The organism is Pseudomonas sp. xss_4, assembly GCF_043104125.1.
Lineage (GTDB): Bacteria > Pseudomonadota > Gammaproteobacteria > Pseudomonadales > Pseudomonadaceae > Aquipseudomonas > Aquipseudomonas parafulva_B.
In genome coordinates this window covers 23,080-46,682 of the sequence record NZ_JBICKJ010000015.1, presented here as the reverse complement: position 1 = coordinate 46,682, position 23,603 = coordinate 23,080, and the positions used below count along the sequence as shown (strand labels likewise).

Genomic DNA, 23,603 nt, shown 5'->3' with positions numbered 1-23,603 from the left:
TCAGTCGGAATGATGTCGAGCACGCCCTCGGGCGCCGATATGACTAGGGAAGTTGCTATTGCATGTGGCGTGAAACCAAGATTCTCCTGATCGATGACGACAGCACCCGCCGCCGCGATCTGGCGGTGGTGCTCAACTTCCTGGGCGAAGAGAACCTGTCCTGTGCCAGCCATGAGTGGCAGCAGGTGGTAGAGCCCCTGTCTTCAAGTCGCGAGGTGCTGTGCGTGCTGGTGGGCGCTGTCAATACGCCCGGCACACTGCTCGGGCTGCTTAAGACAGTGCTTTCATGGGATGAGTTCCTTCCTGTTCTGTTTTTAGGTGATATTTCTTCAAGCGAGCTGCCTGAAGAGCTGCGCCGCCGCGTGCTGTCGAACCTGGAAATGCCACCCAGCTACAGCCAATTACTCGATTCGCTGCACCGCGCACAGGTCTATCGAGAAATGTACGACCAGGCGCGTGAGCGCGGTCGTCAGCGCGAGCCGAACCTGTTCCGCAGCCTGGTAGGCACCAGCCGCGCCATTCAGCACGTACGCCAGATGATGCAACAGGTGGCCGATACCGACGCCAGCGTGCTGATTCTTGGCGAGTCAGGCACCGGCAAGGAGGTGGTGGCGCGCAACCTGCACTATCATTCCAAGCGCCGCGAAGCGCCGTTCGTGCCGGTCAACTGTGGCGCGATCCCGGCCGAGCTGCTGGAAAGTGAACTGTTTGGCCATGAAAAAGGCGCGTTCACCGGCGCCATCACCAGCCGCGCTGGCCGCTTCGAGCTGGCCAATGGCGGCACGCTGTTCCTCGATGAAATCGGCGACATGCCGCTGCCCATGCAGGTCAAATTGTTGCGCGTTCTGCAAGAGCGTACGTTCGAGCGCGTGGGCAGCAACAAGACCCAGAGCATCGATGTGCGCATCATTGCCGCGACCCACAAGAACCTCGAGCACATGATCGAGGCCGGCACTTTCCGCGAAGACCTGTATTACCGGCTTAACGTCTTCCCCATCGAGATGGCGCCGCTGCGCGAGCGCGTCGAAGACATCCCGCTGCTGATGAACGAGCTGATCTCGCGTATGGAGCACGAAAAGCGCGGCTCCATTCGCTTCAACTCGGCGTCGATCATGTCCCTGTGCCGCCATGGCTGGCCGGGCAATGTGCGCGAGCTGGCCAACTTGGTCGAGCGCATGGCCATCATGCACCCCTACGGCGTGATCGGTGTATCGGAGCTGCCGAAGAAATTCCGCTACATCGATGACGAAGACGAGCAGATGGTCGATACCCTGCGCAACGACCTGGAAGAGCGCATCGCCATCAACGGGCACGCGCCCAACTTCAACAACCCAGCCATGTTGCCGCCTGAAGGCCTGGACCTGAAGGATTACCTGGGCAGCCTGGAACAGGGTCTGATCCAGCAAGCCCTGGACGACGCCAACGGCATCGTTGCACGTGCTGCCGAGCGCTTGCGAATTCGCCGCACCACGCTGGTCGAGAAAATGCGCAAGTATGGGATGAGCCGGCAGGGTGGTGAAGACCAGGCAGAGGAGTGATCGTCGTCGGTAGGCGGTAGATTCTCTGCCTGGAGTGCGAAGCCTCCGGCAAATGTTGTAAGCCCTTATCTTCGGCACGGGTATTGCTACGCACTGGCCACCACACCGTTTTTATGACGGTCAGCCACGCGAGAGAGCACGATGCCCCAGGCCGCCCATGTATCCCGAGCCCTTTCCCCCCAGGCGCATTCACTGGTCGAGCAGGAAAGCCGCCAGGGTGTCGAGCAGGCGTTCGCTTTGTTCGACCAGGTCTCCAGCCAGCTTAGCCAGTCCTACAGCCTGCTCGAAGCCCGGGTCAGTGAGCTCAAGGGTGAGCTGGCGGTGGTCAGCGCCCAGCGCATCGAGGAGCTGAACGAGAAAGAGCGTCTGGCCAACCGCTTGCAGCATTTGCTGGATTTGCTGCCCGGCGGGGTGATTGTCATCGACGGGCAGGGTAGCGTTCGCGAGGCCAACCCAGCCGCCTGTGAGCTGCTGGGCGAGCCATTGATCGGGCAGCTGTGGCGTGAAGTCATCGCCCGCAGTTTTGCCCCGCGCCTGGACGACGGCCATGAAGTGTCCCTGCGCGACGGCCGTCGCCTCTCCATCGCCACCCGCTCGCTCGATGCCGAGCCGGGGCAGTTGGTGCTGCTCAACGACTTGACGGAAACCCGTCGCCTTCAAGACCAACTGGCACGCCACGAGCGATTGTCCTCACTCGGGCGCATGGTCGCCTCGCTGGCGCATCAGATCCGCACGCCGCTCTCTGCCGCCATGCTCTACGCCAGCCACCTGGCCGACCCTGAACAGGCGTTGACCACCCAGACCCGGCAGCGTTTCGCTGGCAGCCTCAAGGAGCGCCTGCACGAGCTGGAACAACAGGTCCGCGACATGCTGGTGTTCGCCCGTGGCGAGTTGCCCCTCACGGACCGGATTTCTCCTAAAGCCTTGTTCCAGGCGTTGCAGCAGGCCGCGCAGACGCATGTTCAGGGGCACGCGGTGCGCTGGCAGTGTGACAGTCGCCTGGGTGAGCTGCTGTGCAACCGCGACACGCTGGTGGGTGCACTGCTGAACCTGATTGAAAACGCCACCCAGGCCAGCCAGGGCGCTGCGCGGCTCAAGGTGCACCTATGGCGGCGCCAGCAGACCTTGCACCTGTGCATCAGTGACGCTGGAACTGGCATTGCACCTGATCTGCTCGCCCGTATTGGCGAGCCATTCCTGACGACCAAGTCGACCGGCACGGGGCTCGGGCTGGCGGTGGTCAAGGCGGTGGTCAAGGCCCACCACGGCAGCGTGCAGATGCGCTCGAAGGTAGGGCGCGGCACCTGCGTACGAGTAGAGTTGCCCTTGATCGACGGGTCGTTGGCGGAGAGCCGGTGATGAGTGTGAACGTATTGCTGGTCGAGGATGACCGGGTGCTGCGCGAGGCATTGGCCGATACCCTCGACCTGGGTGGTTTCGCCTTCAGGGCGGTGGACAGCGCCGAACAGGCCTTGAAGGTGGTGCACGAAGAACCCTTCAATTTGGTCATCAGCGACGTGAACATGCCTGGCATGGACGGCCACCAATTGCTGGCCCAGCTGCGCCGCCAGCAGCCGCACTTGCCGGTGTTGCTGATGACCGCTCACGCGGCCGTGGAACGGGCGGTGGAGGCCATTCGCCAAGGCGCGGTGGATTACCTGGTCAAGCCCTTCGAGCCCAAGGCGCTGCTCAACCTTGTGCAGCGGCATGCCGCCGGGCGTGTGACGGACGAGGAGGGCCCGGTTGCGTGCGAGCCCTCCAGCCGGCAGTTGCTGGAGCTGGCCGCACGCGTGGCGCGCAGCAATTCGACGGTGCTGATTTCTGGTGAGTCGGGTACGGGCAAGGAAGTGCTGGCGCGCTACATCCACCAGCAGTCGCCCCGTGCCAGCCAGCCGTTCGTTGCGATCAACTGTGCCGCCATACCGGACAACATGCTCGAAGCCACGCTGTTCGGCCACGAGAAGGGGGCCTTCACCGGGGCGGTCGCTGCGCAGCCTGGCAAGTTCGAGCAGGCCAACGGTGGCACCTTGCTGCTGGACGAGATCTCTGAAATGCCATTGGCCTTGCAGGCCAAGTTGCTGCGGGTGCTGCAGGAGCGTGAGGTCGAGCGGGTAGGGGGGCGCAAGCCCATCGCGCTGGATATCCGCGTGGTGGCCACCACCAACCGGGACCTGGCGGGCGAGGTGGCTGCCGGTCGTTTTCGCGAGGACCTGTTCTACCGGCTGTCCGTGTTTCCGCTGGCCTGGCGACCCCTGCGCGAGCGGCCGGGCGACATCGTTCAATTGGCCGAGCGCTTGCTGGCACGTCACGTTGCCAAGATGCAGCATGCGCCGGTGCGCCTGTCCGCCGACGCGCAGGCCTGCCTGCAAGCCTGGACCTGGCCTGGCAACGTACGTGAGCTGGACAACGCATTGCAGCGCGCTCTGATTCTGCAGCAAGGCGGCGTGATCGAGGCGGCGGATTTTTGTCTTGATGGCGCCATTCCCTTGTCAGGTGGCACTGTGCCATTATCTGGGCAGCGTGAACAGTCCGTCGAGCAGGGCGACGACAAGCGACGTCACGAGTACCAGCAGATCATCGACACCTTGCGGGCCGAGCGGGGCCGGCGCAAGGAAGCGGCCGAGCGTCTGGGCATCAGCCCGCGCACGCTGCGCTATAAGCTTGCCCAGATGCGCGACGCCGGTTTCGACGTCGAAGCCAGCCTGTTTGGCGAGTGAGACGGTCCCGTTTTAGCCTGCGGACGTCCTCTCGAGCCTGTGCAATGCAGCCCGCTTTTAGCCAGTGCTCGCCAGGCGGGACTGATCTTCACGGTGCCTCGTAGCCTGATATCCGCGGTTTTTCCCCGATGCATCCACCCTTTTTCAAGGCTGGCACCTTTGTTGCTTTACGAAGGCTATCCGCCGCATGACTGTCAAAAATATGCGGCCGCCGGAGAGAGAAGCCCATGACCCAAGGTGTTGAATTCAATCGTCTGATGCTGGACATGCGCGCCATGCAGGCCGATGCCATGTCGCTGCCGAAAGTATCAGCCGCCCCTGAGCTGGCCCCAGGGCAAAGTACCTTTGCCGATATGCTGGGCCAGGCCATCGGCAAGGTGAATGACACCCAGCAGGCCTCTTCGCAGCTGGCGAACGCCTTCGAAATCGGCAAGACCGGGGTCGATCTCACCGACGTGATGATTGCTTCGCAGAAAGCCAGCGTTTCGATGCAGGCCTTGACCCAGGTACGCAACAAGCTCGTTCAGGCGTACCAGGACATCATGCAAATGCCGGTTTGAGGGCAGACGTAGACCATGGCTGAAGCAGTCGTCGACAACGCGCCCGCCAAGGGCGGCGCGCCAGCGCCCAAGGCCCCCCTGGTGCGCCTGGCGTTCCTGGAAAACATTGCGCAGATGCCCATGCTGCGTCAGATCGGCCTGATGGTCGGCCTGGCGGCCAGCGTGGCGATCGGCTTTGCCGTGGTGCTGTGGTCGCAGCAGCCGGACTACCGTCCGCTGTACCCGAGCCTGTCGGGCATGGACACCAAGCAGGTCATGGACACCCTGGCGGCGGCCGACATTGCCTACAACGTGGAACCCAATTCCGGGGCCCTGCTGGTCAAGGCTGACGATATCTCCCGCGCGCGCCTGAAGCTGGCGGCAGCGGGCGTGGCGCCTACCGACGGCAACGTCGGTTTCGAGCTGCTCGACAAGGAGCAGGGCCTGGGCACCAGTCAGTTCATGGAAGCCACGCGCTACCGTCGCAGCCTGGAAGGTGAACTGGCGCGCACCGTGTCGAGCCTGAACAACGTCAAGGGTGCCCGCGTGCACCTGGCCATTCCCAAAAGCTCGGTGTTCGTGCGCGACGAGCGTCGGCCCAGCGCGTCGGTATTGGTCGAGCTTTATCCAGGTCGTGCGCTTGAGCCTGGTCAGGTGATGGCCATCGTCAACCTGGTTGCCACCAGTGTGCCGGAGCTGGACAAGTCCCAGGTCACCGTGGTCGACCAGAAAGGCAACCTGCTGTCCGAACAGATCCAGGATTCTGCCCTGACCCAGGCCGGCAAGCAGTTCGACTACAGTCGCCGGATGGAAAGCATGCTGACCCAGCGCGTGCACAACATCCTGCAACCGGTGCTGGGCAACGACCGTTACAAGGCCGAAGTGTCCGCCGACCTGGACTTCAGTGCGGTCGAGTCCACCTCCGAGCAGTTCAACCCGGACCAACCGGCGCTGCGCAGTGAGCAGTCGGTCGACGAGCAGCGCGCCAGCAGCCAGGGCCCGCAAGGTGTGCCGGGCGCGCTGAGCAACCAGCCGCCGGGTGCTGCTTCGGCACCACAGACCACGGGTGGCACCGCGGGTGCAGCAGGCGCCATTCAGCCTGGCCAGCCCTTGGTCGATGCCAATGGCCAGCAGATCATGGACCCGGCCACTGGCCAGCCGATGCTCGCGCCGTATCCGTCGGATAAACGCCAGCAGAGCACCAAGAACTTCGAGCTTGACCGCTCCATCAGCCACACTCGCCAGCAGCAGGGGCGCATGACACGCCTGTCCGTGGCGGTCGTGGTGGACGATCAGGTCAAGGTGGACGCCGCCACCGGGGAGACCACCCATGTGCCGTGGGCTGCCGAAGACCTCACGCGCTTCACCCGGCTGGTCCAGGACGCCGTTGGCTTCGATGCCAGCCGGGGCGACAGCGTGACCGTGATCAACGTGCCGTTTGCGCCAGACCGTGGCGAAGAGATTGCCGATATCGCGTTCTACCAGCAGCCCTGGTTCTGGGATATCGTCAAGCAAGTGCTGGGTGTGCTGTTCATCCTGGTGCTGGTGTTCGGTGTATTGCGTCCTGTGCTCAACAACCTGACAGGGGGTGGCAAGCAGCCTGCCCTGGAAAACGACATGGAGCTGGGCGGCATGATCGGTCTGGATGGCGAACTGGCCAACGACCGCGTCAGCCTGGGTGGCCCGACAAGCATTCTGCTGCCTAGCCCGACCGAGGGTTACGAGGCACAGCTCAACGCAATCAAAGGCCTTGTGGCCGAAGACCCGGGCCGTGTGGCCCAGGTCGTGAAAGACTGGATCAACGCCGATGAGTGATAACCGAGCCGTTACCGCCAAGCTGAGCCGCGTCGACAAGGCAGCCATCCTGCTGCTCTCGCTGGGTGAAACCGATGCCGCGCAGGTACTGCGCCACATGGGGCCCAAGGAAGTGCAGCGCGTGGGCGTGGCCATGGCGCAGATGGGCAACGTGCACCGTGACCAGGTCGAACAGGTGATGAGCGAGTTCGTCGAGGTGGTTGGCGATCAGACCAGCCTGGGCGTGGGCTCCGATGCGTACATTCGCAAGATGCTCAACCAGGCACTGGGCGAGGACAAGGCCAACGGCTTGGTCGACCGCATCCTGCTCGGTGGCAACACCAGTGGCCTGGACAGCCTCAAGTGGATGGAACCACGCGCCGTGGCCGACGTGATCCGCTACGAGCACCCGCAGATCCAGGCCATTGTCGTGGCTTACCTGGACCCTGATCAGGCCGGTGAGGTGCTGAGCAACTTCGACCACAAGGTTCGGCTGGACATCGTATTGCGCGTCTCATCGCTCAATACCGTGCAACCTGCTGCCCTCAAGGAGCTGAACCAGATTCTGGAGAAGCAGTTCTCCGGCAATTCCAACGCCGCGCGCACCACCCTGGGTGGCATCAAGCGTGCCGCTGACATCATGAACTTCCTCGACAGCTCGGTGGAAGGCGCCCTGATGGATTCGATCCGTGAAATCGACAGCGACCTGTCCGAGCAGATCGAAGATCTGATGTTCGTCTTCAACAACCTGGCCGATGTGGATGACCGGGGTATCCAGGCGTTGCTGCGCGAAGTGTCCTCCGACGTGCTGGTGGTGTCGCTCAAGGGCGCGGACGAGCGGGTCAAGGACAAGGTCTTCAAGAACATGTCCAAGCGGGCCTCGGAACTGCTGCGCGACGACCTCGAGGCCAAGGGGCCGGTCCGTGTCAGCGATGTCGAGACGGCCCAGAAGGAAATCCTCACCATCGCCCGTCGCATGGCCGAAGCCGGCGAAATCGTGCTCGGTGGCAAAGGTGCCGAGGAAATGATCTAAGCGGCGAGCCGCCAATGGGTCCGCGCAAGGCGATTGCGTCGTGCACGCAATCTGCCTTAGCGTGCAGTCTTCGACAGGCGGCATGGCGCCTGGCACCCTGACAGACAGGTTTTTGAATGTCGACCAAAGAACACCACCCCAGTGACCTGATCCGGGCCCGCGACCTTGAGGGCGTGGATGTCTGGACATTGCCCAGCTTCGACCCCCAGCCCGCGCCCGAGCCTGAGCCCGAACCGGTCGAGGTGGAGGAAGAAGTCGAGGAAGTGCCACTGGAGGAAGTCCATCCGCTGACCCTCGAAGAGCTGGAAGCCATTCGCCAGGAAGCCTATAACGAAGGCTTCGCCACAGGTGAGCGTGATGGTTTTCACAGCACCCAGCTCAAAGTGCGCCAAGAGGCCGACGAGGCCCTGAAGGCCAAGCTGGCCAGCCTGGAAAAGCTGATGACCCATTTGATGGAGCCTATCGCCGAGCAGGACACCCAGATCGAGAGAACCCTGGTGCACCTGGTGTCGCACATGGCGCGCCAGGTGATCGGCCGGGAACTCACGAGCGATTCCAGCCAGATCACCCAGGTGCTGCGCGAAGCCCTCAAGCGCCTGCCCATGGGTGCCGACAACATCCGTATCCACTTGAACCCGCAGGATTTCGAACTGGCCAAGGCCTTGCGCGAGCGCCACGAAGAACAATGGCGCCTGCTCGAAGACAGCACCCTGCTTCCCGGTGGCTGCCGTATCGAGACCGCCCATAGCCGTATCGATGCGACCATGGAAACCCGCATCGAGAAGACCGTCGCGCAGTTGTTCGACCAGATGCATGATCATGCGCTGCACCCGGCAGCGCCGGATGTGAGTGTTGACCTGGACGCGCCGGTGGAGAACCCCGATGCGCCTTGACCGTACCAGCTTCGCCAAGCGCCTGGGCAGCTATGCCGAGGCCATTGAGGTGCCGGCGCAACCGGTGGTCGAGGGGCGACTGCTGCGCATGGTGGGCCTGACCCTGGAAGCCGAGGGGCTCAGGGCGGCTGTGGGTAGCCGCTGCCTGGTGGTCAACGACGACAGCTACCACCCGGTACAGGTCGAGGCGGAGGTGATGGGGTTCTCCGGGTCGAAGGTGTTCCTCATGCCGGTTGGCAGCATTGTCGGCATCGCCCCCGGTGCCCGCGTGGTGCCGCTCGACGACGGTGGTCGGCTGCCCATGGGCATGAGCATGCTGGGGCGGGTGCTGGACGGCGCGGGCCGCGCGCTGGACGGCAAGGGCGGCATGAAGGCCGAGGACTGGGTGCCGATGGACGGGCCGGTAATCAACCCGCTCAACCGCGACCCGATCAGCAAGCCGCTGGACGTGGGCATTCGCAGTATCAACGGCCTGCTCACCGTCGGACGCGGCCAGCGCCTGGGCCTGTTCGCCGGTACCGGTGTGGGCAAGTCGGTGCTGCTAGGCATGATGACCCGCTTCACCGAAGCCGAAATCATCGTGGTCGGCCTGATTGGCGAACGGGGCCGCGAAGTGAAGGAATTCATCGAGCACATTCTCGGCGAGGAGGGGCTCAAGCGTTCTGTGGTGGTGGCTTCACCCGCGGACGATGCGCCCCTGATGCGCTTGCGGGCGGCCATGTACTGCACCCGTATTGCCGAATACTTTCGCGACAAGGGCAAGAACGTGCTGCTGTTGATGGATTCGCTGACCCGCTTTGCCCAGGCGCAGCGGGAAATTGCCCTGGCCATCGGTGAGCCGCCCGCCACGCGCGGCTATCCGCCTTCGGTGTTCGCCAAGCTGCCCAAGCTGGTGGAGCGAGCTGGCAATGGTGAGCCGGGTGGCGGCTCGATCACGGCGTTTTATACGGTACTGTCCGAGGGGGACGATCAGCAGGACCCGATCGCCGACTCGGCGCGGGGGGTGCTGGACGGCCACTTCGTGCTGTCGCGACGGCTGGCCGAGGAGGGCCATTACCCGGCAATCGACATCGAAGCGTCCATCAGCCGGGTGATGCCCCAGGTGGTCGATGCTGACCACCTTCGCCAGGCGCAGAAATTCAAGCAGCTCTGGTCTCGGCTGTCCCAGAGCCGCGACCTGATCAGCGTGGGTGCCTACGTGGCGGGCGGGGACCCCGAGACCGACCTTGCCATCGCGCTGCAGGCCAGGCTGGTGGAATTTCTGCGTCAAGGGCTGCGTGAAAACGTGAGCATGGCGCAAAGCCGCGACCAACTGGGGGCGATCTTCACGCCCCCGGCGGGCTGATAGGCCATGGCACTGCCCGGACGTGCGGCGCGCCTGGCTCCCGTGGTGGACATGGCCGAGGAAGCCGAGCGCAAGGCGGCCCAGCGTCTGGGCCATTTCCAGCAGCAGGTGGTCACGGCCCAGGCCAAGCTGACGGAACTGGAGCGCTTTCGCGAGGATTATCAACAGCAGTGGCTCAACCGGGGCGGCCAGGGTGTCGACGGGAACTGGCTGGTCAACTACCAGCGCTTTCTCGGCCAGTTGGAAACGGCCATGACCCAACAGCGCCAGAGCCTCACCTGGCACCAGAACAACCTCGCCAACGCCCGCGACACCTGGCAGCAGGCGTATGCGCGGGTAGAGGGCCTGCGCAAGCTGGTGCAACGCTATATGGACGAGGCTCGGCGCGCCGAGGACAAGCGCGAGCAGCGCCTGCTCGACGAATTGTCCCAGCGGCTGCCGCGGCAGGGGCCGCTGTAGCGGGTAAGCCTTTGGGCCGCTGTGCGGCCCATCGCGGGACTAGGCCGCTCTTACAAGGCCCTGTGAACCTACTGACCCAGGCGATACGCGGTCAGGGTAGGAGCGGCCTAGCGCCGCGATGGGCCGCACGGCGGCCCCAGCGATCTATGCTGAGCGCCTAAGATCCGCGGGGGCTAAGCACCCAACACGGCCCTGCGCCATGCCTGTCAATCTACACCACTTCCCTCACCCGCTTGCCCCCTCGCGCCATGACTGCTACACCTTCATGGAGCCGCATCCGCCATCATCGAAGGAATCGCTAGCATGGCAGTGGAAACCGATGTCTCGCAGGACGGTAAAAAGCTGACGATCAAGATCAAGGGACGTTTCGATTTCGGCAAGCACCAGGCCTTTCGCGAGGCCTACGAACGCCAGCCAAGCCGCCCTGACGCGGTCATCGTCGACTTGCAGGAGGTGACCTACCTCGACAGCTCGGCATTGGGCATGCTCCTGCTGTTGCGCGATCATGTCGGCGGGGACGCGGCGGATGTGCGGGTCGTCCATGCCAATTGCGATGTACGCAAGATCCTCGCCATCTCCAATTTCGACAAGCTCTTCGACATCAGTTGAGCGCGCCGATGGCTGATGAGCTTGGGTTGACCGTGCTGGTGGCTGAAGATGGCGCGGCCGATCGTCTGCTGTTGGCACAGATCGTCAGGCGCCAAGGGCATCAAGTGTTCACGGTGGAAAATGGCCAGCAAGCCGTGGACGTGTTCAAGGCACAACGCCCACAGCTGGTGCTGCTCGATGCGCTGATGCCGGTCATGGACGGCTTCGAGGCGGCGCGGCAGATCAAGGCCTTGGCTGGCGAAGCCCTGGTGCCCATCATTTTTCTCACGGCACTCAACGAAGAGCAGGCCCTGGTGCGGTGCTTGGAAGCCGGTGGTGATGATTTTCTGCCCAAGCCCTACAGCGCAGTCATTCTGGCAGCCAAGATTCGGGCCATGGACCGGCTGAGGCGGCTCCAGGCCACAGTGCTGGACCAGCGCGACCAGATAGCACGGCACCACCACCACTTGCTCAATGAACAGCGGGTGGCCAAAGCCGTGTTCGACAAGGTTGCCCATTCCGGCTGTCTGGATGCACCGAACATCCGCTTTTTACAATCGCCGTACGCGCTGTTCAACGGCGACCTGATGCTGGCCGCGCTCACGCCGTCCGGGGACATGCGCGTGCTGCTGGGGGATTTCACCGGGCACGGGCTGCCGGCTGCCGTGGGAGCCATGCCATTGGCTGAAGTGTTCTACGGCATGACGGCCAAGGGTTATGGCATGGCGCAAGTTTTGCGAGAGATGAATGCCAAGCTCAAGCGCATCCTGCCTGGCGACATGTTCTGCTGCGCACTGCTGGTCAACCTGAGCATGCAGCGCGGCGCAGTGGAGGTGTGGAATGGTGGCATGCCTGATGGCTTCGTGCTGGCTGCTGAGGGCCAGGTGTTGTCTGCGTTGAGTTCCCGGCACTTGCCGCTGGGGGTTCTGAGTGCCGAGCAATTCGACGACCAGACCGAAGTCTGGCCGCTGGCGCCGGGCGAGCGCCTGCTGTTGATGTCCGATGGGGTGCTGGAAACCGCCGACGATCAGGAGCGTTTGTTCGGGGAGCAACGCCTGCGGGCAGTACTGGCAGACAATCGCGATCCCGCGCTGTTGTTCGACGAGCTGCTCGACGCGCTGCAACGCTTCGGTGGGCCGGCGCGTGACGATGTCAGCTTGTGTGAGATACGCATGCTGGGTGCGCAGTTGCCGCAGCCCATGCCGGTGTTGCCTCCGGACCTGGGCCGCTGTAGCGCCATGGACTGGTCGCTCAGTTTCGATGTGAGGGGCGAAAGTCTGCGCCGTTTCAACCCGGTGCCCTACCTGGTGCAGTTGTTGCAGGAAATACACGACCTGCGTTCATCGGCCGGCACTCTCTACAGTGTGCTGAGCGAACTGTATTCCAATGCGCTTGAACATGGCGTGCTGGGGCTGGACGCTCGGCTCAAATGCGACGCGCCAGGCTTTGCCGATTACTATCAGGAGCGAGCCAGGCGCTTGCAGGTGATCGAGGAAGGTTACGTGCGCATCGATCTTGCAGTTGAACCGCTTGCCGCTGGTGGGCGTCTGAAAGTGGAGGTCAGGGACAGCGGCGATGGGTTCGACGTGCAGCAGGTGCTTGCGCAGCCGTTGCCAGAGCGAGGCCTCAGTGGCCGAGGACTGGCATTGGTCAGGCGCCTGTCTACGGTGGCGCGCTGGACAGAGGGCGGGCGCTGTGCGCACGTTGAGTTCATCTGGTGAGTCCGCGTCGGGCTCTGCCATAATCTGACTTGATCAAGGAGCGAACAAGTGGCTGACATGCATATCGACCACAAGGTACTCAGTGACCTGCGTGAAATCATGGAAGACGGCTATCTGCAGCTAGTGCAGACCTTCCTGGACGATTCTGAAAGGCGCCTTGGCCAACTTCACGCTGCCCGCAGCGCAGTTGAACTCGGCGCCGCCGCCCACAGTTTCAAAGGTAGCAGCAGCAACATGGGTGCCGTTGCGTTGGCAACCCTTTGCCAGGAACTCGAGGACAAGGCCCGCCATCCTCCGCTGCTGGGGATCGAAGACCTCATCAGCCGTATTGATGTGGAGTTTGCCGAAGTGCAGCGCTTCTACCGGGCCGAACATCGTCGTATATCGGCCGGTTAGCCCATGCGCTTACCGCCTCTGTATTAGTTGGCGCGAGTTTTGCTGAGTAATACCCGTGATCATTTTGTTTATGGCGCGGAGACTGCTCAATGCCTGTTGCATCCAACCCTTTGCTGCAAGCCAACATCAAGGCCGACGCATCCCGCTCTGCTAGCGCCACAGCCGGCAAACCCCAGCAGACACTGGGCGAGCAGGGCGATGGCTTCGGTCAGGTGATGGCCAAGCAGGGGCGTGACAAGGTTGCCGGTGCTGCAGACAAGCCTGCTGCGAGCAAGGCCGCTGACAAGGCTGAGGGGACCTCAAGCGGCAAAAGCAAGCCCGTTGACAAGCGCGCCGTTGCCGATGACGGCAATGGCTCGCCAACCGAGCAAGCTAGCCAGGCCGATACCGGCATGCGCGATGCCAGCCTGGTTGCCGGGCAGGTCACTGACGCGCAGCCTGGCGCCCAGTTGATCCAGGCCCAGGCCGAGGCAGTAGCGCCTGTCTTGCAGGCTGCCAATGACCAGCCGCCTTCCGAAAAAGCGCCTGACTTCGACCCTGCTGCCGATGCCCTGGCGAACCTGCCTACCCTGCGCCTGGCGCTGGAGCACAGTGCCCAGGCCAAGGGGGCCACCTCGGCCCATGCCGTAGACCCTGGCCAGCAGCAGGCTCAAGCTGCATCCGTCAATACCTTGGCGCAGGCGGGTCAGGTGGCCGAGGAAGCCTCCACCGACACCGGTGAAAAGGCCTTCGGCGCATTGCTCGAAGAAGGGTTGAAAGACACCAAGGGCGCCAGCAGCGATACCCGTATCGATGACTTCGCCAGCCGCCTGGCCAACCTCACCCAGGCCGCAACGGCCAAGACGGCCAACGCGGTGCCGGTGAACCCCAACCCGTTGCAGCAGCCGTTGTCGATGAACCAGAACGCGTGGACCGAGGGGCTGGTGAACCGGGTCATGTACCTGTCCAGCCAGAACCTCAAGTCGGCCGATATACAGCTCGAGCCTGCCGAGCTGGGGCGCTTGAACATCCGCGTCAACGTCGCCGCCGACCAGGCCACCCAGGTGACCTTCATCAGCGGCCACGTCGGTGTGCGCGATACGCTGGACAGCCAGGTGCACCGGCTGCGCGAACTCTTTGCCCAGCAGGGCCTGGCCCAGCCGGATGTCAATGTGGCCGACCAGTCGCGTGGTCAGCAGCAACACGGGCAGGCGGCGCAGGGGCAGGGGGGTAGTAGCCTGTCCGGCGTTGCTGCGCGGGCGGGTGAGGGTTCGGTCGACGCTGCCGAGCGGGAACGGCCTGCGGAGCAGCAGGTGGTGATCGGGGACAGCGCTGTGGATTATTACGCCTGAGGCGCATGTAGGGGCAGGGGCTACTAAACGGCCCCCCTGTTTTTGTTCGTACGGCACTGCTGTAAGTCGCGGTATGCCTTGACGCTCGCGTATTTGGCATAACACTTGCTCACCCCAAGCCATCTTCCCAGTTACTCCCGATGGATGACGGAATATTGGCATGGCGAATACCGAAGCAGTCAAAGACCCTGCCCCAAAAGGCAAACTCAAACTGATCCTCCTGGCCGTGGGTGGCCTGCTGGTGGCCGTGGGCATTTCCGTGGGCGCCACGTGGTTCATCATGCACAAGAGCGAGCCCGCCCCTGCTGAACAGGAAGGCGCCAGCACCACCAAGCCAGCGGCCATCTACGAAGCGCTTACGCCCGCGTTCGTGGTGAACTTCAACCAGAATGGTCGCCAGCGCTACATGCAGGTCAGCATCACCTTGCAGGGGCGCAATCAGGCTGACCTCGATGCCCTTAAAGTGCACATGCCGGTCATACGTAACAACCTGGTGATGATGTTCTCCGGGGTCGGCTTCGAGACCCTGGCCAGCAGCTCGGTCGGCCAGGAAATGCTGCGCCAGAAAGCGACCGTCGTGGTGCAGGAAGTTGCCCAGAAAGAAGTCGGCAAGCCTGTGATTGACCAGTTGCTGTTCACCAATTTCGTATTGCAGTAGGAGCACGCAATGGCCGTACAGGACCTGCTGTCCCAGGATGAGATCGATGCCCTGCTGCATGGCGTCGACGATGGCCTGGTGCAGACTGAAAGTGTATCCGAGCCCGGCAGTATCAAAAGCTATGACCTGACCAGTCAGGACCGTATTGTCCGGGGCCGCATGCCGACCTTGGAGATGATCAACGAGCGATTTGCCCGTTACACCCGCATCAGCATGTTCAACTTGCTGCGCCGCTCGGCCGATGTGGCCGTGGGCGGCGTGCAGGTGATGAAGTTCGGTGAGTACGTGCATTCGCTGTACGTGCCCACCAGCCTCAACCTGGTCAAGATCAAGCCGCTGCGCGGCACCTCGCTGTTCATCCTCGACGCCAAGCTGGTGTTCAAGCTGGTGGACAACTTTTTCGGCGGGGACGGCCGGCACGCCAAGATCGAAGGCCGCGAGTTCACCCCGACCGAGTTGCGCGTAGTGCGCATGGTGCTGGATCAGTGCTTCATCGACCTGAAGGAAGCCTGGCAGGCGATTATGGAGGTGAACTTCGAGTACATGAACTCCGAGGTCAACCCGGCCATGGCCAACATCGTCGGCCCCAGCGAGGCGGTGGTGGTGTCCACGTTCCATATCGAGCTCGACGGCGGCGGGGGCGACCTGCACGTGACCATGCCGTACTCGATGATCGAGCCGGTACGTGAAATGCTCGACGCCGGCTTCCAGTCCGACCTGGACGACCAGGACGAACGCTGGGTCAAGGCGCTGCGTGAGGACGTGCTTGATGTTGCCGTGCCGGTAACGGCCACGGTAGCCAGGCGTCAGCTCAAACTGCGGGATATCCTGCACATGCAGCCCGGGGACGTCATCCCGGTCGAGCTGCCCGAGCACCTTGTGCTGCGCGCCAACGGCGTGCCGGCATTCAAGGCGCGCCTGGGCTCGCACAAGGGCAACCTGGCGCTGCAGATCATCGACCCGGTCGAACGCCGCTGATGGCGGCCGCTCCCAACGAATTGAATGCCTGTCGAGGAAATCATGGCTAACGAAAACGAGATCACCTCTCCAGAGGACCAGGCGCTCGCCGATGAGTGGGCTGCTGCGCTGGAAGAAACCGGTGCGGCCGGCCAGGCCGACATCGATGCGCTGCTGGGCGATACCAGCCAGAATCAGGGGCCCGGTCGCTTGCCGATGGAAGAGTTCGCCAGCTCGCCCAAGCCCAATGCCAATGTCAGCCTCGAAGGCCCGAACCTGGATGTGATTCTCGACATCCCGGTGAGCATCTCGATGGAAGTGGGCAGCACCGAAATCAACATCCGCAACCTGCTGCAGCTCAACCAGGGTTCGGTGATCGAGCTGGACCGCCTGGCAGGCGAGCCCCTGGATGTGCTGGTCAATGGCACGCTGATCGCCCATGGCGAAGTGGTGGTGGTCAACGAGAAGTTCGGCATCCGCCTGACGGACGTGATCAGCCCCAGCGAACGCATCAAGAAGCTGCGTTGATGAAGGCCAGGGTGCGCGTCATCGCAGCGGCGGCCGCGGCACTGGCCAGCCAGGTATGCCTGGCCGCCGCCACGCCTGCCGCGACACCGGCCAACCCGCCAGGAAGCCTGGGCGGGCAACTGGCCCAGATGGTCTTCGGCCTGCTGCTGGTGGTCGGGCTGATCTTCCTGCTCGCCTGGCTGCTGCGCCGGATGCAAGGCTCGGCGGTCAAGGGCAGTCAGGTGATCGACATCATCGGCAGCCGCGCCATCGGGCCGCGTGATCGGCTGCTATTGGTGCAGGTGGGCAAGGAACAGATCCTCATTGGTCATACACCCGGGAGCATCGAAGCGTTGCACGTGCTGGCCGAGCCTGTGGATGTACCTCAGGGGGCTCGCCAGGCGACGCCTGAGTTCGCCCAGCGGCTAATGGAACTGATGGGCAAGGACCCTAAGGACAAGACCCGATGAGCGCAGCGCTGCGACTGTTGTTCACCCTGGCGCTGCTGTTGGCGGCGCCGTTGGCACTGGCTGCCGACCCGCTGTCGATTCCAGCCATCACCCTGTCCAACGGTACCGATGGGCAGCAGGAGTATTCGGTCAGCCTGCAGATCCTGTTGATCATGACGGCGCTGAGCTTCATTCCAGCGTTCGTCATCCTGATGACCAGCTTCACCCGGATCATCATCGTATTTTCCATCCTGCGCCAGGCGCTGGGGCTGCAGCAGACGCCGTCGAACCAGATTCTGACCGGCATGGCGCTGTTCCTGACCCTGTTCATCATGGCGCCGGTGTTCGACCGCATCAACCAGACGGCCTTGCAGCCTTACCTGAACGAGCAGTTGACCGCCCAGCAGGCCATCGACCGTGCGCAGGGCCCGCTCAAGGACTTCATGCTGGCCCAGACTCGGCAGAGCGATCTGGACCTGTTCATGCGCCTGTCCAAGCGCACCGACATCGCCAGCCCCGACCAGGTGCCGCTGAGTATCCTGGTGCCGTCCTTCGTCACCTCGGAGCTCAAGACGGCCTTTCAGATCGGCTTCATGATCTTCATTCCGTTTCTGATCATCGACATGGTGGTGGCCAGCGTGCTCATGGCCATGGGCATGATGATGCTGTCGCCGCTGATCATCTCGTTGCCGTTCAAGATCATGCTGTTCGTGCTGGTCGATGGCTGGGCCTTGATCATGGGCACGCTGGCCAGCAGTTTCGGTGGTGTGTGACTTTGCCTGGGAGGGCCGTGCATGACGCCTGAAGTAGCCGTCGACCTGTTCCGCGACGCCCTGTGGCTGACCACGCTGATGGTCGCCGTGCTGGTGGTCCCCAGCCTGCTGGTGGGCCTGATCGTGGCCATGTTCCAGGCCGCCACCCAGATCAACGAGCAGACCCTGAGCTTTCTGCCGCGCCTGCTGGTGATGCTGATCACGCTGATCGTGGCCGGGCCGTGGCTGGTGCAGAAGTTCATGGAGTACATCACTACCCTGTACACCAACATCCCCCAGCTCATCGGTTGATGCGCCGATGCTTGAGCTGACCGACACGCAAATCGGCACCTGGGTGGCCACCTTCATCCTGCCGCTGTTCAGGGTGACGGCGGTGCTGATGACCATGCCCATCTTCGGCACGCGCATGTTGCCGGCGCGGGTGCGCCTGTACGTTGCCGTGGCGATCACGGTGGTCATTGTGCCGGCGCTCCCGCCACTGCCGCCGTTCGATCCGTTGAGCCTCAAAGGGGCGCTGCTGTGTGCCGAGCAGATCATCGTCGGCACTATGTTCGGTCTGGCGTTGCAGTTGCTGTTCCAGGCCTTCGTGATCGCCGGGCAGATCGTGGCGGTACAGATGGGGATGGCATTCGCCTCGATGGTCGACCCTGGCAACGGGGTTAACGTCACGGTGATCAGTCAGTTCATGACCATGCTGGTGAGCGTGCTGTTTCTGCTGATGAACGGCCATCTGGTGGTGTTCGAAGTGTTGACCGAGAGCTTTACCACGCTCCCGGTGGGCAATGCCCTGGTGGTCACTCATTTTTGGGAGTTGGTGGGGCGCATGGCTTGGGTGTTCGGCGCCGGGCTGATATTGATCCTGCCGGTGATCGCAGCCTTGTTGGTCGTCAATATTGCCTTTGGCGTGATGACCCGTGCAGCGCCGCAGTTGAATATTTTTTCCATTGGTTTCCCGCTGACCTTGGTCATGGGCATGCTCATTTTCTGGATCGGCCTTGCCGATGTGTTGTCCCATTACCAGGCGTTGGCCAGCGAAACGCTGCTGTGGCTACGCGATTTGGCGAGGGCCGGTTGAATGGCGGAAAGCGAAAGCGGTCAGGACAAGACAGAGGAACCCACCGAGAAGCGCAAGCGCGATGCGCGGGAAAAAGGGGAGATCGCGCGCTCCAAGGAGCTGAACACTGTGTCGGTAACCCTGGCCGGTGCCGGTGGCGTGCTAGCCTTCGGCGGGTATCTGGCCGAGACCCTGCTGGAAATGATGCGCATGAACTTCAGCCTGACCCGCGAGATCATCGTCGATGAGCGTTCCATGGGGGCGTTCTTGCTCACCTCCGGTAAAATGGCCATCTGGGCCGTACAGCCGATTCTGATCCTTCTTTTCGTGATGTCTTTCGTTGCGCCGATCGTACTGGGCGGTTTCGTCTTCTCCGGCAGCTTGCTGCAACCTAAATTCAGCCGAATGAACCCGCTTTCTGGCATCAAGCGCATGTTCTCGATGCATGCCCTGACCGAGTTGCTCAAGGCGCTGGCCAAGTTCTTCGTGATCCTGGTGGTGGCCGTGGCGGTGCTCGCCAGCGACCGTCAAGCCCTGCTGTCAATCGCCAACGAACCGCTGGAGCAGGCGATCATCCACAGCTTGCAAGTGGTGGGGTGGAGCGCCCTGTGGATGTCGGCCGGGCTGTTGCTGATCGCCGCCGCCGACGCCCCGTTCCAGCTGTGGCAAACGCACAAGAAAATGAAGATGACCAAGCAGGAAGTGCGCGACGAGTACAAGGACAGCGAGGGCAAGCCCGAGGTCAAGCAGCGTATCCGCCAGTTGCAACGCGAGGTGTCGCAGCGGCGAATGATGGCGGCTGTGCCCCAGGCCGATGTGATCATCACCAACCCGACCCACTACGCCGTCGCCCTGCAGTACGATCCGGAGAACGGGAATTCGGCCCCCTTGCTGCTGGCCAAGGGCAGCGACTTCATGGCCTTGAAGATTCGCGAGATTGGCGCTGAGCACAACATCCAGATTCTTGAATCCGCCGCCCTGGCTCGGGCAATTTACTACTCCACCGAGGTGGAGCATGAAATTCCTGCCGGGCTGTACCTGGCGGTGGCCCAGGTGTTGGCGTACGTCTTTCAGATACGTCAGTACCACGCAGGGAAGGGCAAGCGGCCAGATCCGCTGAAGCCTGACTTGCCAATTCCACCCGATCTGCGCCGTGACAGCTGACATTGCGTAGCATGGTGAGTCCTTTTGCTGATACGCCTGCAAAAGGGGCGATACAAGCAATATAAATCCCCCACCAGACAAAGTTGGAAAGCTTCTTGCAATGGCAGCGCCAGTCGCCTGACAGGCGTCAAAGTTTTGCAAGAAGAGGACTCGCGGTGGATCGCACTCAGTTAATCAGCAACGCTCGCCATAACCTGGCCGGTCTCGGACGGGGCAACCTCGGCGTGCCGCTGTTGCTGCTGGTGATGCTGGCAATGATGATGTTGCCAATACCACCGTTCCTGCTCGATGTGTTCTTCACCTTCAACATCGCCTTGTCCATCGTGGTGCTGCTGGTCAGCGTGTATGCGCTGCGCCCGCTGGACTTCGCCGCATTCCCCACCATTTTGCTGGTGGCGACCTTGCTGCGGCTGGCGCTGAACGTGGCGTCCACCCGTGTGGTCATGCTGCATGGCCAGGAAGGCCACGGCGCCGCGGGCATGGTGATCCAGGCCTTCGGCGATGTGGTCATCGGTGGCAACTACGTGGTCGGTGCGGTGGTCTTCGCCATCCTCATGATCATCAACTTCGTGGTGGTGACCAAGGGTGCGGGGCGTATCTCCGAGGTCAGCGCACGCTTCACCCTCGATGCAATGCCGGGCAAGCAGATGGCCATCGACGCCGACCTGAACGCCGGCCTGATCGACCAGGCGCAAGCCAAGGCGCGCCGCAGCGAAGTCGCCCAGGAGGCTGAGTTCTACGGTTCGATGGACGGTGCCAGCAAGTTCGTGCGCGGTGACGCCATCGCTGGCCTGCTGATCCTGTTCATCAACCTGATCGGTGGCATGCTGATCGGTATGTTGCAGCATGGCATGAGCTTCGGCGACGCCGGCAAGGTGTATGCCCTGTTGACCATTGGTGACGGTCTGGTGGCGCAGCTGCCCTCGCTGCTGCTCTCCACCGCCGCAGCCATCATGGTCACCCGTGCCTCGGGCTCGGAGGACATGGGCAAGCTGATCAACCGTCAGATGTTCGACTCGCCCCGGGCCCTGGCCGTGTCCGGCGCCATCATGATCGTCATGGGGCTGGTGCCGGGCATGCCGCACCTGGCGTTCCTGAGCCTGGGCCTGATGGCGGGCGGCGGCGCCTACCTGGTATGGAAGAAACAGCAAAAGACCAAGGTACAGGCCCAGCAGGAAGCGCAGCGCCAGCAAGAGCTGCTGCCGTCCCCGCAGCGGGCGGCCGAAACCAAGGAGCTGGGCTGGGACGATGTCACCCCGATCGACATGATCGGCCTGGAGGTCGGTTATCGCTTGATCCCATTGGTCGATCGCAACCAGGGCGGGCAGCTACTGGCGCGGATCAAGGGCGTGCGCAAGAAGCTGTCCCAGGACTTGGGCTTTCTCATGCCCACCGTGCACATCCGCGACAATCTTGACCTGCAGCCCAGTGCCTATCGCCTGACGTTGATGGGGGTAATCCTGGCTGAAGCAGAGATCTATCCGGACCGCGAGCTTGCCATCAACCCCGGGCAGGTGTTCGGCAGCCTCAACGGCATCGCGGCCCGCGACCCGGCCTTTGGCCTGGAGGCTGTGTGGATCGACGTCGGTCAACGCTCGCAGGCGCAGTCGCTGGGCTATACGGTCGTAGACGCCAGTACGGTGGTAGCCACTCACCTCAACCAGATCCTGCAGAAGCATTGCCACGAGCTGATCGGTCACGAAGAAGTGCAGCAACTGTTGCAAGTCTTGTCCAAGGCGTCGCCTAAGCTGGCAGAAGAGTTGGTGCCGGGTGTCATTTCGCTGTCAGGCCTTCTCAAAGTCCTACAGGCTTTGTTGTCAGAACAGGTGCCAGTGCGCGATATTCGTAGCATTGCCGAATCCATCGCCAACAACGCGGCAAAGAGTCAAGATACCGCCGCTCTGGTCGCGGCTGTGCGCGTCGGATTGTGTCGCGCCATCGTGCAAAGCATTGTTGGCGTTGAGTCCGAGCTGCCTGTGATCACCTTGGAGCCCAGGTTGGAACAGATCTTGCTAAATAGTCTGCAGAGGGCCGGGCAAGGTCAGGAAGACGGAGTGCTTCTTGAACCAAGCATGGCCGAAAAGCTGCAGCGTTCACTGATCGAAGCCGCACAGCGCCAGGAGATGCAAGGCCAGCCGGCCATCCTCCTGGTGGCCGGCCCGATCCGCGCCATGCTGTCGCGTTTCGGTCGGCTGGCCGTACCGAATTTGCATGTGCTGGCGTATCAGGAAATACCGGACAACAAGCAAGTCACCATCGTTGCCACCGTGGGCCCTAATGGCTGAGGTAGTGGATAATGCAAGTTAAGCGATTCTTCGCCGCTGATATGCGTCAGGCCATGAAGCTGGTCCGCGATGAGCTGGGCGCTGATGCGGCCATCATCGGCAATCGCCGTATCGCAGGCGGCGTTGAACTGACCGCCGCGCTGGACTACAAGCTGTCCGCCCTGGCGCCTCGGGTACCGAACGTCGAACTCGAAGAAGAGCTGCGCAAGACCCACACGCGCATCGCCACGGCCAAGGCCGAGCTCGAACAGCGCCCGGACAGCAGTGACAGCAATCGCCAACTGTTCGCCGGTCAGTCGCTCACGGCGGCCGAGCCTTTGGTCGAGCCGCACGTTGACGCCCCGCAGCCGGCCACCACCGTAAGCAGCCAGGCCTCGGTGGACCCGCGCCTGTTCGATGCCATGCGCTCTGAGCTGTCCGGCTTGCGCGAGCTGCTGGAAGTGCAACTGGGGTCGCTGGCCTGGACCCAGTTGCAAGGTAGCAAGCCGCAGCAGGCCACGTTGTGGCGCCGGCTGCAGCGCATTGGCCTGTCTGGCCCCATCGCCCGTGAGTTGCTCGAGCTGACCAAGGACATCGAGGAGCCTCGCCACGCCTGGCGTATGCTGCTGGCGCACCTGGCGCGCATGATCCGTACGCCCGACGTGGAACCGATCGAGGACGGCGGTGTGATTGCCGTCGTCGGCCCGGCCGGCATGGGCAAGACCACCACCCTGGCCAAGCTCGCGGCGCGCTATGTGCTCAAGTACGGCGCCCACAACCTGGCGCTGGTGAGCATGGACAGTTTCCGTATCGGGGCGCAGGAGCAGCTCAAGACCCTGGGCCGAATCCTGAATGTGCCGGTGACCTATGTCGACCCCGGCCAGTCGTTGGCGGCGGCGCTCGAGCCTCTGCTGCGCAAGCGCGTGGTGCTGATCGATACGGCGGGCCTGCAAGCCAGCGACCCGGCGTTACGCATGCAGCTCGATACCCTGGCCGGTCGCGGCATCGCGGCGAAGAATTACCTGGTCCTGGCCACCACCAGCCAGAAGCAGGTGCTGACCGCGGCCTACCACAGCTACAAGCGCTGCGGGCTGGCCGGCTGCATCCTGACCAAACTCGACGAGTCGGCAAGCCTGGGCGATGTCCTGAGCCTTGCCATCAGTTTCCGACTGCCCGTGGCCTACCTTACCGATGGGCCGCGTATCCCGGACGATCTGCACCTGCCCCGTGGGCACCAGCTGGTCACCCGCGCGGTCAATGTGCAGCAGCAGGACGAGCCCAGCGAGGAGGCCATGGCCGACATGTTCGCTGATCTCTACCACAACCCACGGCGAGCGGGTTGAAAATGAAATGTGTGCAAGGTAGCTATGCCGAGGGAGACGCAGCATTGCCCTTCGTGTGGCCTGAGTCCCAGCGAGACAAG

Annotated in this window: 23 protein-coding genes; all 23 read left to right on the top strand. The window is 62.8% G+C overall.

Features of this window, described 5'->3' with window-relative positions; genetic code table 11:
* Positions 1 to 62 precede the first annotated feature (62 nt).
* The 23 genes from fleQ to flhF all read left to right on the top strand — a co-directional run bounded on the left by fleQ (position 63) and on the right by flhF (position 23,523).
* Entirely contained in the window at positions 63 to 1,538 is a 1,476-nt protein-coding gene (gene fleQ, locus ACF8GB_RS01495) for a transcriptional regulator FleQ (protein WP_392515088.1), read from the top strand.
* Between the two features lie 141 nt (positions 1,539 to 1,679).
* Positions 1,680 to 2,897, top strand: coding sequence for a PAS domain-containing sensor histidine kinase (locus ACF8GB_RS01490; RefSeq protein ID WP_145255425.1), 1,218 nt, complete (start codon positions 1,680 to 1,682; stop codon positions 2,895 to 2,897).
* Positions 2,897 to 4,255, top strand: a complete 1,359-nt coding sequence (locus tag ACF8GB_RS01485; RefSeq protein ID WP_392515086.1) for a sigma-54-dependent transcriptional regulator — start codon at positions 2,897 to 2,899, stop codon at positions 4,253 to 4,255. Before ACF8GB_RS01490 ends, ACF8GB_RS01485 begins: the two co-directional genes overlap by 1 nt.
* Before the next feature lie 227 nt (positions 4,256 to 4,482).
* Positions 4,483 to 4,815 (top strand): flagellar hook-basal body complex protein FliE, encoded by a 333-nt coding sequence (fliE, locus tag ACF8GB_RS01480; RefSeq protein WP_023533916.1) that lies wholly within the window; start codon positions 4,483 to 4,485, stop codon positions 4,813 to 4,815.
* 15 nt (positions 4,816 to 4,830) lie between these two features.
* Positions 4,831 to 6,609 (top strand): flagellar basal-body MS-ring/collar protein FliF, encoded by a 1,779-nt coding sequence (fliF, locus tag ACF8GB_RS01475; protein WP_100851995.1) that lies wholly within the window; start codon positions 4,831 to 4,833, stop codon positions 6,607 to 6,609.
* Positions 6,602 to 7,621, top strand: coding sequence for a flagellar motor switch protein FliG (fliG, locus tag ACF8GB_RS01470; protein WP_023533955.1), 1,020 nt, complete (start codon positions 6,602 to 6,604; stop codon positions 7,619 to 7,621). Before fliF ends, fliG begins: the two co-directional genes overlap by 8 nt.
* A gap of 116 nt (positions 7,622 to 7,737) precedes the next feature.
* On the top strand, positions 7,738 to 8,514 hold the full coding sequence (gene fliH / locus ACF8GB_RS01465) for a flagellar assembly protein FliH (RefSeq protein ID WP_078478885.1): 777 nt from the start codon (positions 7,738 to 7,740) through the stop codon (positions 8,512 to 8,514).
* Entirely contained in the window at positions 8,504 to 9,859 is a 1,356-nt protein-coding gene (gene fliI, locus ACF8GB_RS01460) for a flagellar protein export ATPase FliI (protein WP_058606068.1), read from the top strand. The genes fliH and fliI overlap by 11 nt, the downstream gene beginning before the upstream one ends.
* 6 nt (positions 9,860 to 9,865) lie before the next feature.
* A complete protein-coding gene (gene fliJ, locus ACF8GB_RS01455; protein WP_058606069.1) occupies positions 9,866 to 10,318 on the top strand; it encodes a flagellar export protein FliJ in 453 nt (150 codons plus the stop codon).
* A gap of 303 nt (positions 10,319 to 10,621) precedes the next feature.
* The gene (locus tag ACF8GB_RS01450; protein ID WP_058606070.1) at positions 10,622 to 10,927 is read left to right on the top strand and encodes an STAS domain-containing protein; all 306 of its coding nucleotides are present in this window, start codon (positions 10,622 to 10,624) and stop codon (positions 10,925 to 10,927) included.
* Positions 10,928 to 10,935: 8 nt separating this feature from the next.
* Positions 10,936 to 12,627: a fused response regulator/phosphatase gene (locus ACF8GB_RS01445; protein WP_058639125.1), complete on the top strand. Its 1,692-nt coding sequence runs from the start codon at positions 10,936 to 10,938 to the stop codon at positions 12,625 to 12,627.
* 48 nt (positions 12,628 to 12,675) lie between these two features.
* Positions 12,676 to 13,023: an Hpt domain-containing protein gene (locus ACF8GB_RS01440; RefSeq protein WP_058639124.1), complete on the top strand. Its 348-nt coding sequence runs from the start codon at positions 12,676 to 12,678 to the stop codon at positions 13,021 to 13,023.
* An 89-nt stretch (positions 13,024 to 13,112) separates the two neighbouring features.
* Positions 13,113 to 14,354 carry a flagellar hook-length control protein FliK gene (locus ACF8GB_RS01435; protein WP_078478883.1) on the top strand — a complete coding sequence of 414 codons (1,242 nt, stop codon included), beginning with the start codon at positions 13,113 to 13,115 and terminating at the stop codon, positions 14,352 to 14,354.
* A gap of 160 nt (positions 14,355 to 14,514) precedes the next feature.
* The gene (fliL, locus tag ACF8GB_RS01430) at positions 14,515 to 15,012 is read left to right on the top strand and encodes a flagellar basal body-associated protein FliL (protein ID WP_058606074.1); all 498 of its coding nucleotides are present in this window, start codon (positions 14,515 to 14,517) and stop codon (positions 15,010 to 15,012) included.
* A gap of 9 nt (positions 15,013 to 15,021) precedes the next feature.
* Positions 15,022 to 15,990, top strand: a complete 969-nt coding sequence (gene fliM / locus ACF8GB_RS01425; RefSeq protein ID WP_058639122.1) for a flagellar motor switch protein FliM — start codon at positions 15,022 to 15,024, stop codon at positions 15,988 to 15,990.
* A gap of 42 nt (positions 15,991 to 16,032) precedes the next feature.
* Complete coding sequence (fliN, locus tag ACF8GB_RS01420; RefSeq protein ID WP_023533974.1) at positions 16,033 to 16,497, top strand: flagellar motor switch protein FliN; 465 nt, start codon at positions 16,033 to 16,035, stop codon at positions 16,495 to 16,497.
* A complete protein-coding gene (gene fliO / locus ACF8GB_RS01415) occupies positions 16,497 to 16,946 on the top strand; it encodes a flagellar biosynthetic protein FliO (protein ID WP_058639121.1) in 450 nt (149 codons plus the stop codon). The genes fliN and fliO overlap by 1 nt, the downstream gene beginning before the upstream one ends.
* Positions 16,943 to 17,698, top strand: coding sequence for a flagellar type III secretion system pore protein FliP (fliP, locus tag ACF8GB_RS01410; RefSeq protein WP_023533994.1), 756 nt, complete (start codon positions 16,943 to 16,945; stop codon positions 17,696 to 17,698). Before fliO ends, fliP begins: the two co-directional genes overlap by 4 nt.
* Before the next feature lie 21 nt (positions 17,699 to 17,719).
* Entirely contained in the window at positions 17,720 to 17,989 is a 270-nt protein-coding gene (gene fliQ / locus ACF8GB_RS01405) for a flagellar biosynthesis protein FliQ (RefSeq protein ID WP_023533926.1), read from the top strand.
* Between the two features lie 7 nt (positions 17,990 to 17,996).
* Positions 17,997 to 18,773: a flagellar biosynthetic protein FliR gene (fliR, locus tag ACF8GB_RS01400; protein WP_058606076.1), complete on the top strand. Its 777-nt coding sequence runs from the start codon at positions 17,997 to 17,999 to the stop codon at positions 18,771 to 18,773.
* Positions 18,774 to 19,916 (top strand): flagellar biosynthesis protein FlhB, encoded by a 1,143-nt coding sequence (gene flhB / locus ACF8GB_RS01395; protein ID WP_078478881.1) that lies wholly within the window; start codon positions 18,774 to 18,776, stop codon positions 19,914 to 19,916.
* Positions 19,917 to 20,071: 155 nt separating this feature from the next.
* Complete coding sequence (gene flhA, locus ACF8GB_RS01390) at positions 20,072 to 22,201, top strand: flagellar biosynthesis protein FlhA (RefSeq protein ID WP_058606080.1); 2,130 nt, start codon at positions 20,072 to 20,074, stop codon at positions 22,199 to 22,201.
* A gap of 11 nt (positions 22,202 to 22,212) precedes the next feature.
* On the top strand, positions 22,213 to 23,523 hold the full coding sequence (flhF, locus tag ACF8GB_RS01385) for a flagellar biosynthesis protein FlhF (RefSeq protein ID WP_392526458.1): 1,311 nt from the start codon (positions 22,213 to 22,215) through the stop codon (positions 23,521 to 23,523).
* Positions 23,524 to 23,603: the final 80 nt, after the last annotated feature.

What these genes read in the sequence shown, in the direction of transcription:
- fleQ (WP_392515088.1), top strand. Translation starts at nt 63, where the DNA reads ATGTGGCGTGAAACCAAGATTCTCCTGATCGATGACGACAGCACCCGC.
- ACF8GB_RS01490 (WP_145255425.1), top strand. Translation starts at nt 1,680, where the DNA reads ATGCCCCAGGCCGCCCATGTATCCCGAGCCCTTTCCCCCCAGGCGCAT.
- ACF8GB_RS01485 (WP_392515086.1), top strand. Translation starts at nt 2,897, where the DNA reads ATGAGTGTGAACGTATTGCTGGTCGAGGATGACCGGGTGCTGCGCGAG.
- fliE (WP_023533916.1), top strand. Translation starts at nt 4,483, where the DNA reads ATGACCCAAGGTGTTGAATTCAATCGTCTGATGCTGGACATGCGCGCC.
- fliF (WP_100851995.1), top strand. Translation starts at nt 4,831, where the DNA reads ATGGCTGAAGCAGTCGTCGACAACGCGCCCGCCAAGGGCGGCGCGCCA.
- fliG (WP_023533955.1), top strand. Translation starts at nt 6,602, where the DNA reads ATGAGTGATAACCGAGCCGTTACCGCCAAGCTGAGCCGCGTCGACAAG.
- fliH (WP_078478885.1), top strand. Translation starts at nt 7,738, where the DNA reads ATGTCGACCAAAGAACACCACCCCAGTGACCTGATCCGGGCCCGCGAC.
- fliI (WP_058606068.1), top strand. Translation starts at nt 8,504, where the DNA reads ATGCGCCTTGACCGTACCAGCTTCGCCAAGCGCCTGGGCAGCTATGCC.
- fliJ (WP_058606069.1), top strand. Translation starts at nt 9,866, where the DNA reads ATGGCACTGCCCGGACGTGCGGCGCGCCTGGCTCCCGTGGTGGACATG.
- ACF8GB_RS01450 (WP_058606070.1), top strand. Translation starts at nt 10,622, where the DNA reads ATGGCAGTGGAAACCGATGTCTCGCAGGACGGTAAAAAGCTGACGATC.
- ACF8GB_RS01445 (WP_058639125.1), top strand. Translation starts at nt 10,936, where the DNA reads ATGGCTGATGAGCTTGGGTTGACCGTGCTGGTGGCTGAAGATGGCGCG.
- ACF8GB_RS01435 (WP_078478883.1), top strand. Translation starts at nt 13,113, where the DNA reads ATGCCTGTTGCATCCAACCCTTTGCTGCAAGCCAACATCAAGGCCGAC.
- fliL (WP_058606074.1), top strand. Translation starts at nt 14,515, where the DNA reads ATGGCGAATACCGAAGCAGTCAAAGACCCTGCCCCAAAAGGCAAACTC.
- fliM (WP_058639122.1), top strand. Translation starts at nt 15,022, where the DNA reads ATGGCCGTACAGGACCTGCTGTCCCAGGATGAGATCGATGCCCTGCTG.
- fliN (WP_023533974.1), top strand. Translation starts at nt 16,033, where the DNA reads ATGGCTAACGAAAACGAGATCACCTCTCCAGAGGACCAGGCGCTCGCC.
- fliO (WP_058639121.1), top strand. Translation starts at nt 16,497, where the DNA reads ATGAAGGCCAGGGTGCGCGTCATCGCAGCGGCGGCCGCGGCACTGGCC.
- fliP (WP_023533994.1), top strand. Translation starts at nt 16,943, where the DNA reads ATGAGCGCAGCGCTGCGACTGTTGTTCACCCTGGCGCTGCTGTTGGCG.
- fliQ (WP_023533926.1), top strand. Translation starts at nt 17,720, where the DNA reads ATGACGCCTGAAGTAGCCGTCGACCTGTTCCGCGACGCCCTGTGGCTG.
- fliR (WP_058606076.1), top strand. Translation starts at nt 17,997, where the DNA reads ATGCTTGAGCTGACCGACACGCAAATCGGCACCTGGGTGGCCACCTTC.
- flhB (WP_078478881.1), top strand. Translation starts at nt 18,774, where the DNA reads ATGGCGGAAAGCGAAAGCGGTCAGGACAAGACAGAGGAACCCACCGAG.
- flhF (WP_392526458.1), top strand. Translation starts at nt 22,213, where the DNA reads ATGCAAGTTAAGCGATTCTTCGCCGCTGATATGCGTCAGGCCATGAAG.